12 protein-coding genes are annotated in these 12,912 nt (G+C 69.2%); 8 read left to right on the forward strand and 4 right to left on the reverse strand.

Features of this window, described 5'->3' with window-relative positions; translation table 11 throughout:
• Together L3V18_RS10110 and rpsU are read right to left on the reverse strand one after the other, a co-directional pair.
• Positions 1 to 474 carry a GatB/YqeY domain-containing protein gene (locus L3V18_RS10110; protein ID WP_237054570.1) on the reverse strand — a complete coding sequence of 158 codons (474 nt, stop codon included), beginning with the start codon at positions 472 to 474 and terminating at the stop codon, positions 1 to 3.
• 190 nt (positions 475 to 664) lie between these two features.
• Positions 665 to 880 carry a 30S ribosomal protein S21 gene (gene rpsU, locus L3V18_RS10115; RefSeq protein WP_111267721.1) on the reverse strand — a complete coding sequence of 72 codons (216 nt, stop codon included), beginning with the start codon at positions 878 to 880 and terminating at the stop codon, positions 665 to 667.
• Between the two features lie 279 nt (positions 881 to 1,159).
• Here rpsU and tsaD point away from each other — a divergent pair, with 279 nt between their 5' ends.
• The 5 genes from tsaD to L3V18_RS10140 all read left to right on the forward strand — a co-directional run bounded on the left by tsaD (position 1,160) and on the right by L3V18_RS10140 (position 5,857).
• Entirely contained in the window at positions 1,160 to 2,212 is a 1,053-nt protein-coding gene (gene tsaD, locus L3V18_RS10120) for a tRNA (adenosine(37)-N6)-threonylcarbamoyltransferase complex transferase subunit TsaD (RefSeq protein WP_237054571.1), read from the forward strand.
• Between the two features lie 133 nt (positions 2,213 to 2,345).
• Complete coding sequence (gene folB, locus L3V18_RS10125) at positions 2,346 to 2,729, forward strand: dihydroneopterin aldolase (protein WP_237054572.1); 384 nt, start codon at positions 2,346 to 2,348, stop codon at positions 2,727 to 2,729.
• A gap of 281 nt (positions 2,730 to 3,010) precedes the next feature.
• Entirely contained in the window at positions 3,011 to 4,288 is a 1,278-nt protein-coding gene (locus L3V18_RS10130; protein WP_237054573.1) for a mechanosensitive ion channel family protein, read from the forward strand.
• Entirely contained in the window at positions 4,285 to 4,782 is a 498-nt protein-coding gene (gene folK, locus L3V18_RS10135) for a 2-amino-4-hydroxy-6-hydroxymethyldihydropteridine diphosphokinase (protein WP_237054574.1), read from the forward strand. The genes L3V18_RS10130 and folK overlap by 4 nt, the downstream gene beginning before the upstream one ends.
• A 244-nt stretch (positions 4,783 to 5,026) precedes the next feature.
• Positions 5,027 to 5,857 carry a DUF6159 family protein gene (locus tag L3V18_RS10140; protein ID WP_237054575.1) on the forward strand — a complete coding sequence of 277 codons (831 nt, stop codon included), beginning with the start codon at positions 5,027 to 5,029 and terminating at the stop codon, positions 5,855 to 5,857.
• Positions 5,858 to 6,004: 147 nt separating this feature from the next.
• Here L3V18_RS10140 and L3V18_RS10145 read toward each other — a convergent pair whose 3' ends face one another.
• A complete protein-coding gene (locus tag L3V18_RS10145) occupies positions 6,005 to 6,766 on the reverse strand; it encodes a pteridine reductase (RefSeq protein WP_237054865.1) in 762 nt (253 codons plus the stop codon).
• A 97-nt stretch (positions 6,767 to 6,863) separates the two neighbouring features.
• On the opposite strand from L3V18_RS10145, the gene L3V18_RS10150 reads away from it, so the two are divergent.
• From L3V18_RS10150 to L3V18_RS10160, 3 genes are all read left to right on the forward strand, one after another.
• The gene (locus L3V18_RS10150) at positions 6,864 to 8,057 is read left to right on the forward strand and encodes a class I SAM-dependent methyltransferase (protein WP_237054576.1); all 1,194 of its coding nucleotides are present in this window, start codon (positions 6,864 to 6,866) and stop codon (positions 8,055 to 8,057) included.
• A gap of 20 nt (positions 8,058 to 8,077) precedes the next feature.
• Positions 8,078 to 8,464 carry a VanZ family protein gene (locus tag L3V18_RS10155; RefSeq protein WP_237054577.1) on the forward strand — a complete coding sequence of 129 codons (387 nt, stop codon included), beginning with the start codon at positions 8,078 to 8,080 and terminating at the stop codon, positions 8,462 to 8,464.
• A 276-nt stretch (positions 8,465 to 8,740) separates the two neighbouring features.
• Entirely contained in the window at positions 8,741 to 11,236 is a 2,496-nt protein-coding gene (locus L3V18_RS10160; RefSeq protein WP_237054578.1) for a TonB-dependent receptor plug domain-containing protein, read from the forward strand.
• Positions 11,237 to 11,608: 372 nt separating this feature from the next.
• Here L3V18_RS10160 and L3V18_RS10165 read toward each other — a convergent pair whose 3' ends face one another.
• Positions 11,609 to 12,844 (reverse strand): multifunctional CCA addition/repair protein, encoded by a 1,236-nt coding sequence (locus tag L3V18_RS10165; RefSeq protein WP_237054579.1) that lies wholly within the window; start codon positions 12,842 to 12,844, stop codon positions 11,609 to 11,611.
• Between the last annotated feature and the right edge of the window lie 68 nt (positions 12,845 to 12,912).

Raw genomic sequence — 12,912 nt, forward strand, 5'->3', positions numbered from 1 at the left:
TCAGCCTGCCAGCCGCTGCTTGACCAGCTTCGAGACCAGGCCCATGTCGGCCTGGCCCGCGAGCTGGGGCTTGAGCACGCCCATCAGCTTGCCCATGTCGGCCGGGCTGGTTTTACCAGTTGCTGCGCCGATCTGGGCGATCGCGGCATCGATTGCGGCAGCGATCTCGGCCTCGCCCAGCTTGGCCGGCAGGTAGCGCTCGATCACCTCGATCTCGTCGCGCTCGACCCTCGCCAGGTCCTCGCGGCCGGCGGCCTCGTACTGGCTGACCGAGTCCCTGCGCTGCTTGACCATCTTGTCGAGCACGGCGAGCACCGCGGCGTCGTCCAGCTCGCCACCCTGTCCTGAGGCCCGCTCGTCGACTTCCTTCTGCTTGATCGCGGCATTGACCAGGCGGATCACGCCGAGGCTGTGCTTGTCGCCGGCCTTCATCGCGGTCTTCATGTCGTCGATCAGTCGTTGCTTGAGGCTCATGGCTCGGCTCCGTGTGGCTGAATGGGGCTGGGGCGCCGGGACGGCGGCTGGACAACACAAAAAGCCGGCGGCGCAGTGCGCGGCCGGCTTCTTGCGGACTTCGGCGACTGGAGCGGCGTCCGGGACTCCGGTCCCGGCGGCTCACGGCCGCTCGGCGCGGATCAGGCAGGCCCGATCCGCACGTGCCTGATCAGTACAGGCGCTGACGCTTGGTCACGTCGCGCGAGGCGCGACGGGCCTGACGCTTCACCGCTGCGGCGGCCTTGCGCTTGCGTTCCTGGGTCGGCTTCTCGTAATACTCGCGCTTGCGGGTCTCGGCGAGGACGCCGGCCTTCTCGCAGGTGCGCTTGAAGCGGCGCAGGGCAAACTCGAAAGGCTCGTTTTCGCGGACTTTGACGCTGGGCATGTGGTATCTCGGGTACGGGAACAGGCCCGGTCCTTCCGGGCGAGCCGCGTATGATAGCGGTTGTGGCCGAGGCGGCGCAAGTCGCGCCCGACCCTCCACCACCACGGACAATGGATCCCGTCGCTGTGTCCGTGGGGAGAGCGTGGCAGCGGCGTAAGCCGCGATCGCGCGCTCCGATGAAAGCCCCATCGCGGCTTACGCCGCTCCTACGGCCGCTCCACCCGGACCTGGAGCCCTACGCTCTCCCCAGTCCCCAGCCCTCGCCCAGCCCTCAAGCAAATGAAAGTCCTAGGCATCGAAACCAGCTGCGATGAAACCGGTGTGGCGGTGTACGACACCGACGCCGGTCTGCGCGCGCACGCCCTGTACAGCCAGATCGACCTGCATGCCGAGTACGGCGGGGTGGTGCCCGAGCTGGCCAGCCGCGACCACGTCCGCAAGTTGCTGCCGCTGATCCGCCAGACCCTGGCCGAGGCCGGCCTGGAGGTTGGCGAACTGGACGGGGTCGCCTACACCGCCGGTCCGGGGCTGGTCGGGGCGCTGCTGGTCGGCGCCGGCGTGGCGCGCGCGCTGGCCTGGGCGCTGGAGGTGCCGGCGATCGGCGTCCATCACATGGAGGGACATCTGCTGGCGCCGCTGCTGGAGGACGACCCGGCCGGGCGGCCGCAGCCGCCGTTCGTGGCCCTGCTGGTGTCGGGCGGGCATACCCAGCTGATCCACGTCGAGGCGATCGGCCGTTATCGCCTGCTCGGCGAGACGCTCGACGATGCCGCCGGCGAAGCCTTCGACAAGACCGCCAAGCTGATGGGGCTGCCGTATCCGGGCGGGCCGCAGCTGGCGGCGCTGGCCGAACAGGGCCGTGCGGGCGTATTCAGGTTCGCCCGGCCGATGACCGACCGGCCCGGCCTGGATTTCAGCTTCAGCGGTCTGAAGACCCAGGTGCTGCTGGCCTGGCAGGGCAGCGACCAGTCCGATGAGACCCGTGCCGACATCGCCCGCGGTTTCGAGGACGCGGTGGTCGACACCCTGGCGATCAAGTGCGCGCGCGCGCTGGATGCGGCCGGCGGCGATACCCCGGCATGCGACACGCTCGTCGTCGCCGGTGGCGTCGGCGCCAACAAGCGGCTGCGCGCGAAGCTGCAGGCGATGGCCGAGCAGCGCGGCGGCCGGGTCGGGTTTCCACGCCCCGCGTTCTGCACCGACAACGGCGCGATGATCGCGTTCGCCGGTGCGCTGCGACTGCAGGCCGGCCAGCACGACGATGCCTCGGTGCGGGTGACCCCGCGCTGGGACATGGCGTCTTTGGAGCCAGTGGTGAGCGAAAAGAAGTGAGGAGTGAGAAAAGGCAAAGGACCATGGACATCTGCTGGATCGAAGCCGCTACCGCCATGACAATCCCTCCTTCGGCCCCCGAGCTCTTCTCCCACTTCTCACTCCTCCGCTCTCACTTCTGACTTTTCCCCTCATGGACCACGTTTTCATCGAAGGCCTCGAGATCGACGCCCTGATCGGCATCTACGACTGGGAGCGTCGCGTCCGCCAGCCGCTGGTGTTCGACATCGAGATGGCGTTCGACAACCGGGTGCCGGCGGCGACCGACGACATCGCCGACACGCTGAACTACAAGGCGGTCAGCAAGCGCGTGATCGCCTACGTGCAGGCCTCGGAGTTCGGCCTGGTCGAGACGCTCGCCGAGCGGGTCGCGCAGATCATCCTCGACGAGTTCGGCGTGCGTCGCCTGCGGCTCAGGCTGAGCAAGCCCGGAGCGGTGCGTGGCGCGCGTGCGGTCGGCGTGGTCATCGAACGTTCGCGGCCGGACGATACCGTCGCCGCTCCGGCGTCCGACTGAATCGTGGAGGTCCGCGTCACCGGTGCGGGGGTTGAACCGGGGCCCCGTGCGCCTACCCTTGGGGGACTCTGAACGACTTCCTCCCCCGGTCGCATCCGGGGACGAGGGCCGAGGTGACGGGAGCGCCGCAGGCGCGAGTGCCGTGGCCGTTGTCCTTCGATGGCTTGAAGGACTACGGCAGAGCCCCATCGCTCCGGTCCTCTCCCCAACGACGATGGCGTTGGGGAAGGGAATGGATCAGGGCATCCTTGGGATCCGACCAGCCTGGAACACCAGAACACGTGCAACCCGAATCGATCAAAGCCCAGCTCGAGGCGCTCGCCGCACAGTCCGACGGCATGAACTGGACCGTGACCCTGGGCGTGCTGGCCGGCCTGGCGGTGCTGGCCGCGCTGGTGGACTGGCTGACCGCGCGCATCGGCCGCCCGCTGCTGACCCGTGCGGTACGGGCGAGTCCGACCCGGATCGACGACGCCCTGCTCGCGCACGGGGTGATCAGGCAGGTTTCGCACATCGCGCCCGCGCTGGTGATCCATTTCGGCATCGGCCTGGTGCCGAACCTGCACGAGACGCTGGCGATGGTGATCGGCAAGGCCGCGCTCGCGTACATCGTGCTGGTGGTGGCGATCGCGGTCAGTGCGTTCCTGTCGGCGCTCAACGACCTCTACGAACGGCGCCCGGCCGCCCGCAACCGGCCGATCAAGGGCTACATCCAGCTCGGCAAGATCATCGCCTACGCGGTCGCGCTGATCGGCATCGTCGCGGTGCTGATCGGCAAGTCGCCGCTGGTGCTGCTCGGCGGCCTGGGCGCGTTCGCCGCGGTGCTGCTGCTGGTGTTCAAGGACACCATCCTGTCGCTGGTCGCCAGCGTGCAGATCGCGTCCAACGACATGGTCCGGGTCGGCGACTGGATCGAGATGCCGTCGCTGGGCGTGGACGGCGACGTGATCGACATCGCCCTGCACACGATCAAGGTGCAGAACTTCGACAAGACGATCGTGACGGTGCCGACCCACCGGTTGATCGAGGACAGCGTCAAGAACTGGCGCGGGATGAGCGACTCCGGCGGGCGCCGGATCAAGCGCGCGATGTTCGTCGACCAGGGCAGCATCGGCTTTCTCGATGACGCGACGCGCGCGAAGCTGGGCCGGTTCGCGCTGCTGCAGTCGCACTTCCGGCGCAAGAAGGCCGAACTCGACGAGTGGAACGCGCAGGCCCCCGAGCGCGGCGCCGAACCGGTCAATGCGCGCCGTCTGACCAACATCGGCTGCTTCCGTGCCTACGTCACCGCCTACCTGGAATCGCATCCGAAGGTGGACCACGGCAAGACCCTGATGGTGCGCCAGCTCGCGCCGGGATCGACGGGACTGCCGCTGGAGGTCTACTGCTTCGCCGCGACCACCGAATGGGGCGCGTACGAGGGCATCCAGGCGGACATCTTCGACCACCTGCTGGCGATCCTGCCGGAGTTCGGATTGCGGCTGTTCCAACAGCCCGGCGGCGGCGACGTGCTGGCCGGCATCGCGGCGCTGCGGGCCCGCTCCGAGGCGTCCGCATGAGCCGCCCGCGGGTCAGCCGCGCGTACCTGAGCCTGGGCAGCAACCTCGACCCGGAGGCGAACCTGGCCAGCGGCATCGACGCGTTGCGTGAGCAGTTCGGCGAGATCGTGCTGTCGCCGGTCTACCGCACCGCCGCGGTCGGCTTCGACGGCGCCGACTTCCTCAACGCGGCGGCGGTGATCGAGACCGGGATGGATCCGTATTCGCTCAACGCCTGGTTGCACGCGCTGGAGGACGCGCATGGCCGCGACCGCAGTGGTCCGCGGTTCGGCAATCGCACCCTCGACATCGACATCGTGCTGTTCGACGATCGCGTGCTGCAGGGCGCCGGCAACCTGCACATTCCGCGGCCGGAGCTGAAGCATGCGTTCGTGCTGCGTCCGCTGGCGGAGATCGCGCCGGACGTGGTGGTGCCCGGAGACGGGCGCACGCTGGCGCAGATCTGGGCCGGCCACCCCGATCGCGAGCAGGCGATGGAGACGGTCGCGCTGTAGCCGCGTCGCCCCACCGATCCGCGGCCGATCGACATCCGCGGGCGTGATCACCCGGTGCGCGCTCACGCCGCGGGCCAGCGGCCGACGGGCGAGGGCAGCGACCGGGCTCCCGGCCTCGCGACGGCCGCGTGGCGCCGTGCGCACCGCCGCCCGGACGCCGGCGATCGGCCGCTCCTTCATCCGTCATCGGGAACGGGCATAATCGGCGCCAAGGGGGGATCCTTGCGGAGAGGATCTCAGGCTCATGTTCGAAAAGTTCAAGCGCAGTTGGGCGCTGGTGAAGGCCAGCGCGTCGGTGTTGCGCTCCGACAAGGAATTGATGCTGTTCCCGCTGGTCTCGGCCGCGGCCACGCTGCTGGTGCTGGCGACCTTCGCGATCCCGACCTTCGCGTTCCGCATCTTCGAGAACGGCGTCGGCGCGATCGGCGCGGTGTGGGCGTTCGTGTTCTATTTCTGCCAGTACACCGTGATCATCTTCTTCAACTGCGCCCTGGTCGGTGCGGCGCTGATCCGGCTCGAGGGCGGCGATCCGACCCTGTCGGACGGGCTGCACGCGGCGAAGTCGCGGCTCGGCGCAATCCTCGGCTATGCCGCGATAGCGGCCACCGTCGGCATGCTGCTCAACGCGATGAAGGGCCGCGACAACAATTTCATCGTCAGGCTGATCGGCAGCGGCCTGGGCATGATGTGGACGCTGGCGACCTTCCTGGTCGTGCCGGTGCTGGTCAGCACCGACGTCGGTCCGGTCGACGCGCTCAAGAGCAGCGTCAACCTGCTGAAGCGGACCTGGGGCGAGAACGCGATCGGCCAGATCGGGATCGGCACCGCGTTCGGCCTGATCACCGTCGTGGTGGTCCTGGTCGGAGTCGGCTGCGCTTTCGTCGCCGCGCAGGCGTCGACCGGACTGGCGGTCGCGGTCGGCGTGCTGTTCGTGATCGGCGTGCTGCTGCTGGGCATCTACCAGTCCGCGCTCAGCGGCGTGTACTCGGCCGCGCTGTACCAGTACGTGACCCGCGGCGAGACGCCCGCCGGGTTCGAGGACGTGCCGCTGGCGCAGGCGTTCGCGGCCAAGTGATCGCACGGTCCATGCGCGTGACCTGATCGCCGCCGTAGGAGCGGCGTAAGCCGCGATGGAGCCTTCATGGGAAAGCCTCATCGCGGCTTACGCCGCTCCTACGGGTTTTGCATGAGTGGGCTTATGCGATGGGATTCGCGAGAACCGTCAGACCGACAGCATCCGTCCGCCGTCCAGGTGCAGTACCTGGCCGGTGCTGTAGCGGGCATCCACCAGCAGCCAGCGCACCGCTTCGGCGACCTCCTCCGGCGTGCCGGTGCGCCCCAGCGGCGTGCGTTCGAGCATCTGCGCCTGCTTGGCGCTGCAGCCGTCGCCGCTGATCCCGCTGCCGTTGGGTTCGGGCCACAGGATCGCCCCCGGTGCGACCGCATTGACCCGCACCTGCGGCGCCAGTTCCAGCGCCAGCGACCGGGTCATCGCCAGCAGTGCGGCCTTGGCCATGCAGTACACGGTGTGTTCGCGCAGCGGGCGCTCGGCGTAGAGATCGGTGAGATTGACGATCGCGCCGCCGGCGTGGCGCAGGTGAGGCGCGGCGGCCTGGGCGAGGAAGAACGGCGCATGCGCGTTGCTGGCGAACAGCCGCTGCCACTGCGCCGGGGTGGTGTCGCCGATCGGCGTGGGTTCGAAGGTCGAGGCGTTGTTGACCAGCGCATCGAGGCGGCCGAAGCGGCCGACGGTCAGCGCGACCAGTTCGGGCAGGCGGTCGAATTCGGCCAGGTCGGCCTGCAACAGCAGCACGCTGCCGGCGCGTGCGGTTTCCAGCTCGGCCGCCAGTGTCTGCGCAGCATCCGCCGAGCCCCGGTAATGCAGGGCGATGTCGTGCCCGGCCGCATGCAGGCGACGGACGATCGCGGCGCCGATGCGGCGGGCTGCGCCGGTGACGAGGGCAACGGAACGGGTCTCGGGCATTGCGGAGGTCGCGGAGGGGATCGCGTCGAGCGTAGCGAGTGAGCGCTTCACCGCCAACCGCCCGGCCGTCTGCCCTCGGCCCTGCGATAATGCGCCGATGACATCGCTTCCGCCTCCCGATCCCGACGCGCTCGCCCACAGCGACCGCCTTGCCGCACACATCCGCGCCGAGATCCAGGCCGCCGCCGGCGCCGCGATTCCGTTCTCGCGTTTCATGGAACTGGCGCTGTATGCGCCTGGACTGGGCTACTACAGCGCCGGCGCGAGCAAGTTCGGCGAGGAAGGCGACTTCGTCACCGCACCCGAGCTGGGACCGGTGTTCGCCGCCTGCTGCGCCGAGGCGCTGGCGCCGGTGATGCAGCAGATCGGCCCGGAGGGGCTGTTCCTGGAGCTGGGCGGCGGTACCGGCGCGTTCGCCGAGGTCGTGCTGAAACGGCTGACCGAGCTGGACGCGTTGCCCGACCGTTACGCGATCCTCGAGCCCAGCGCGCAGCTGCGCGAGCGCCAGCGCGAACGGCTGCAGCGGCGCCTGCCGCCTCCGCTGTTCGACCTGGTCGAATGGGTGGATGGACCCTTTCCGCACGACTGGCAAGGCGTGCTGTTCGCCAACGAGGTGATCGACGCGCTGCCGACTCCGCGCTTCGCGATCGTCGACGGCGAAGTGCACGAGGAGTTCGTGGTGATCGACGAGGTGGGCGATGGCCGCGGCTTCGCCCGCATCACCCGCCCGGCCGACGCCTTCCTCACCAGCGCGGTGCGTCACATCGAGCAGCGGCTCGAACGCCGCTTGCCGGACGGCTACCGCGCCGAACTGCTGCCGCAGCTGCCGTACTGGATCCAGGCGGTGTCCGGCGGGATGAAGCGCGGCGCGATGCTGTTCGTCGACTACGGTTATCCGCGCGGCGAGTACTACCTGCCCGAGCGCAGCGACGGCACCCTGCGCGCGTTCTATCGCCAGCACATGCATGCCGACCCGCTGCTGTGGCCGGGGCTGCAGGACATCACCGCGTCGGTCGATTTCACCGCGCTGGCCGAGGCCGGCATCGGTGCCGGCTTCGACTTCGCCGGTTATTGCTCGCAGGCCAGCTTCCTGATGGGCAACGGCCTGGCCGGGGTGCTGGAGCGGATCGAGCGTATCGCCGACGAGGGCGAGCGCCTGCGCCGCACCGAGGAGGTGAAGAAGCTGACCCTGCCCAGCGCAATGGGCGAACGCTTCCAGGCGATGGGCTTCGAGAAGGACGTCGAGTTCGGAACCGCCTTCCTCGCCGGCGACCTGAGCTTCCGGCTGTGAGCCGGGAAGAGTCGCCCGCGATGCGCGGATTCCGCCGGCCCGCGCTGTGGCTGGCGGCCTGGTCGATGCTGGTCGCGCTGGTGATCGCCGCTTCGCTGCTGCCGGCCCGCGAGCTGCCACCGGCGCCATTCGACGGCATCGACAAGCTCGAACATTTCCTCGCTTACGCGGTCCTCGCCGCCGGCGCGGTCATGCTGTTCGCGCGCCGCGGAGTGCAACTGCTGCTGGCGCTTGCGCTGGTCGCACTGGGGATCGGACTGGAATTCGCCCAGGGCGCGCTGACCGCCTCGCGCCAGGCCGATGGCCTCGACGCGCTGGCCAACACACTCGGGGTGCTGGTCGGCTGGAGCCTGGGCTGGACACCGGCCCGGCTGTGGCTGCTCGGCCTGGACGCACGGCTGCCGTAGCCCGAGGCTCTCGCACGACGTCGAGGGCGGGCTTTCCGTGAAATCGTTTTCCCGGCAAGTCCTTGATCTGCCTGCGGTTCGATCCGGCGGAGGCACCGAGTGGCGAACCGGCGGTTGCGCGCTGCAACGAGATCGCAATAACGCGAATGACGTCACAAAGACAGATGAAGAAAAGCGATTCGTCTGATTGCGCAAAGGTTAAGAAAGGGTAAATCTCGATCCGGACCGGTCGTGGACGGCCGGTGCCCATCCGCCATCGAGGAAGGAAATCGAGACATGCCCGCTGCTGCCACCCATCGCCATCGCCTGAGCCTGGCCATTGCCGCCACCCTGGCCGCCAGTGCCTTCCCCGCCGCTCCGGACGTACAGGCCCAGGAGGCCACCACCCTCGACCGGATCGAAGTCGTCGGTTCGCGCGTGCCCGGCCGTACCGCCGAGGACACCGCCGCACCGGTCGACATCATCAGCGCCGAGGAGATCAGCACGACCGGCGCGATGGAAGTGGGCCAGATCCTGCAGATGCTCGAGCCGTCGTTCAATTTCTCGCGCACCTTCGTCTCCGACGGTACCGACATCCTGCGTCCGGCGACCCTGCGTGCGCTCGGTCCCGACCAGGTACTGGTGCTGGTCAACGGCAAGCGCCGCCACCAGCAGGCGCTGGTCAATGTGCAGCAGACGATCGGTCGCGGCTCGGCGGGTACCGACATCAATGCGATCCCGGTCTCGGCGATCGAGCGCATCGAGGTGCTGCGCGACGGCGCCGCCGCACAGTACGGCTCGGACGCGATTTCCGGCGTGATCAACATCATCCTGAAGAAGCAGACGGACCACACCGAGATCGTGGCCGAGGGCTCGCAGTACTACGCCGGCGACGGCGAGATGCTGCACGGTTCGGTCAACACGGGCTTCAAGCTCGGTGCCGAGGGTTTCGTCAACCTGTCGGCGGAAGCGCGCAACCGCAACGAGACCAACCGCGCCGGCCCCGACAGCCTGCGCGTGGACCCGCCGCGGGTGACCCAGCGTCTGGGCGACGCCGACGCCAAGGACTACTACCTGTGGTTCAACAGCGGACTGCCGGTGGCCAATGGCGAGCTGTACGCGTTCGGCGGTCTGTCGCGGCGCGAAGGGGATTCCTCGGGCTTCTTCCGCAGCGCCGGCGACAACCGCACCGTGCCCGAGCTGTATCCTGACGGCTTCCTGCCCAACATCCTGACCACGGTCGACGACGGCTCGCTCGCGGTCGGCTATCGCGCTCCGCTGGGCGACAACTGGGACTGGGACATCTCGGTCAACCACGGCCGCAGCAAGTTCGGCTTCGAGGAGAGCAACTCGGTCAACGTCAGCTGGTGGTACGAGCCGATCGATCCGGCCAACCCGGCCGCCGGCATCCATGCCGATTCGCCGACCTCGGCCGACACCGGCACCCTGGAATACGACCAGACCACCTTCAACCTCGACTTCCGCGGCAGCGTCGGCGGCTTCAACGACGAGCCGATCTACCTCGGAACCGGCCTGGAATACCGCCGCGAGAACTACGCGATCCGCGCCGGAGACCCGGTGTCCTACACCTACGGCCGCACCGACGATCGCAGCATCGAGATCGTCGGCCAGACCGGCGACACCGCGCAGCCCGGCATCCAGGGCTTCCCCGGCTTCTCGCCGCGTGAGGCGGTCGACGACGGACGCCACAACGTCGCCCTCTACATCGACGCCGAGACCAACCTCAGCGAGCGTTTCCTGGTCGGCGCCGCGGCCCGCTGGGAGGACTACTCCGACTTCGGCAGCACCACGACCGGCAAGCTGTCGGCGCGCTTCGACGCGACCGATGCGTTCGCCATCCGCGGCACCCTGGCGACCGGCTTCCGCGCGCCGGGCGTGCAGCAGCTGTTCTACGGCCAGCGCTCGACCAACCTCAACGCCGCCGGCGTGCTGACCGACACCCTGACCGCGCGCCAGGACAGCGACGTGACCCGCGCGTTCGGCATCGAGCCGTTGCAGGAGGAGACCTCGACCAGCGGTTCGCTGGGCCTGGTATTCACCCCCAGCGACCGCTTCTCGTTGACCGTCGACCTGTTCCGCATCGACATCGACGACCGCATCATCTTCTCCAGCAACATACAGCCCGAGTCGGTCGGCACCGACGGCAACCCGTGCACACCGGACAACGCCAACTGCCCGATCGCCGCGATCCTCGACCCGATCGGCGTCGGCCAGGTGCTGTTCTTCACCAACGCGATCGACACCCGCACCACCGGCGTCGACATCGTCGCCAACCACAACACCGAGTTCGCCGGCGGATCGACCCTGAACCTGACCGCGCTGCTGCACTTCAACAAGACCGAGGTGACCGCGCGGCGTTCGCAGTCGCCGATCCTGTCGCCGGAGGCGCTGTTCGACGACACCCAGGTCACCCTGCTCGAGGAAGGCCAGCCGGGCGAGCACCACGTGCTGCAGGCGGTGTGGAACAAGGATGCCTGGCAGCTGACCGGTCGCGCGAACTACTACGGCTCGGTCGCCGGCGAAGGCTTCACCCCGGGCATCAAGCAGACCTGGGGCGGCAAGACGCTGTTCGACCTGAGCGTCCGCTATGCGTTCTCCGACGCGCTGGCGTTGACCGTCGGCGGCAACAACATCTTCGACGAGTACCCGGACAAGTGGGACGAGGTCGACGGGTTCCCGTTCCCGCAGCTCGGCTTCAAGTACGGCTGGGAGACGATGCCGTTCGGCATGAATGGCGGCAGCTACTACGTGCGGCTGGATTACCGGTTCTGAACCGTCGGCAGGCGGGCCGACCCGAAGCGGCCCGCCCGCCCGTTCCGACGCGGGCGGGCGGGACCTGGAACTGCGACCCCTTTCCGCAATCCGGCGTGCGAAGGCCGCCGGCGGCCCCTGACAAGGTTTGCAATTTATTCAGGAACCGTTACATTCCAGCATGAACGGCGGCTGACGGAACGATTGGGGGATCGCCCGCGCTGCGTTCACAGAGGGGGAGAGATGCCGGGCGGTGGGGAGACCGCCCGGCATCACTTTTTGTACGCCGCTTGCCCGGGTGGCCCGGCGGCCGCGGGGCGGCGTGGGCCGTGGCCGGATCTCCGTGGGAAAGCCTCATCGCGGCTTGCGCCGCTCCTGCAGGCTTCTGCCGTGTCAGGCCCGGACTGCGGCGATCGCCGCGATGCGTGCCTTGCGCATGGCCGCTCCGACGGCCGGGCCGTCGAGTCCTCTTGCCACGTCCTGTGCCCGTACCGCGATCGCCGCGGCATGGACGGCGCGAAGCAGCGCGGCCTGTGGATAAGGCGCTTCGGCGAGCCCGCTGCGGCCGCGCTTGTCGGCTTCGCAGACCACCGCCAGCTGCGCGATCCGTTCGGGTTTGCGGAAACCGTCGCAGCGCGCGAGCAGGTCGTGCACGGTGGCCGCACGCAGCTCGCGCAGGCGATGCACGTTCAGGTGCTCGCGGCAGGCGATCTCGGCGAGCTGGCGGTGTTCGTTCGGTACCTTGAGCCGCGCGCACAGCGCCTGCAGCGGAGCCAGGCCGGCGTGTTCGTGGCCGACGTGGGCCGGCAGCCGGTCGACCCGGGTCAGTGCCTTGCCGAGATCGTGCACGAGTGCCGCGAAGCCGATCCGGTCGTCGCCGGGTGCGAGCCGCGCGGCCATGTCGCAGACCAGCTCGACGTGCACGCCGGTGTCGACCTCGGGGTGATACTCCGGCCGCTGCGGGACCCCGTACAGCGCGTCGACTTCCGGCAACACGACGGCCAGTGCTCCACAGCCGCGCAGGGTCTGCAGGAACGCGGCCGGGGCGGCGGCGGACAGCGCGCCACGCAGCTCCTGCCAGACCCGCTCGGGGACCAGCTCGGCGAGCTCGCCGGAGTCGACCATCCCGCGCATCAGCGCCATCGTCTCCGCGGCGACGCGGAACCCCAGCGGCGCCAGCCGCGCCATGAAGCGGGCCGCGCGCAGCACCCGCAGCGGATCCTCGACGAAGGCCGGGCCGACGTGCCGCAGGGTCCGCGTCCCGATGTCGCGCGCACCGCCGAACGGGTCGACCAGGCGGCCCCCGGCGTCCTCGGCGATCGCGTTGATGGTGAAATCGCGGCGGGCGAGATCCTGTTCCAGCGTCACCGACGGATCGGCGTGGACGACAAAGCCGCCGTGGCCGCGCCCGCTCTTGCGTTCGGTCCGCGCGAGCGCGTACTCCTCGCCGCTGTCCGGATGCAGGAATACCGGGAAGTCCCGCCCGACCTGGCGGAAGCCGGCATCCAGCATCTGCTGCGGTGTGCGCCCGACCACCACCCAGTCGCGATCGCCCGGCGCCAGCCCGAGCAGGCGGTCGCGGACCGCGCCGCCGACGAGATACGTGGTGGAAGGGAGGAGGGTGGTCACGGGAACATCGTAGCGAGTCGAAGAGGAAGAGGACGCCGGCTCGCCGGGCCTGCGGATCCGGCCGGCAA

This window comes from Marilutibacter chinensis (assembly GCF_021725675.1).
Taxonomy (GTDB): domain Bacteria; phylum Pseudomonadota; class Gammaproteobacteria; order Xanthomonadales; family Xanthomonadaceae; genus Marilutibacter; species Marilutibacter chinensis.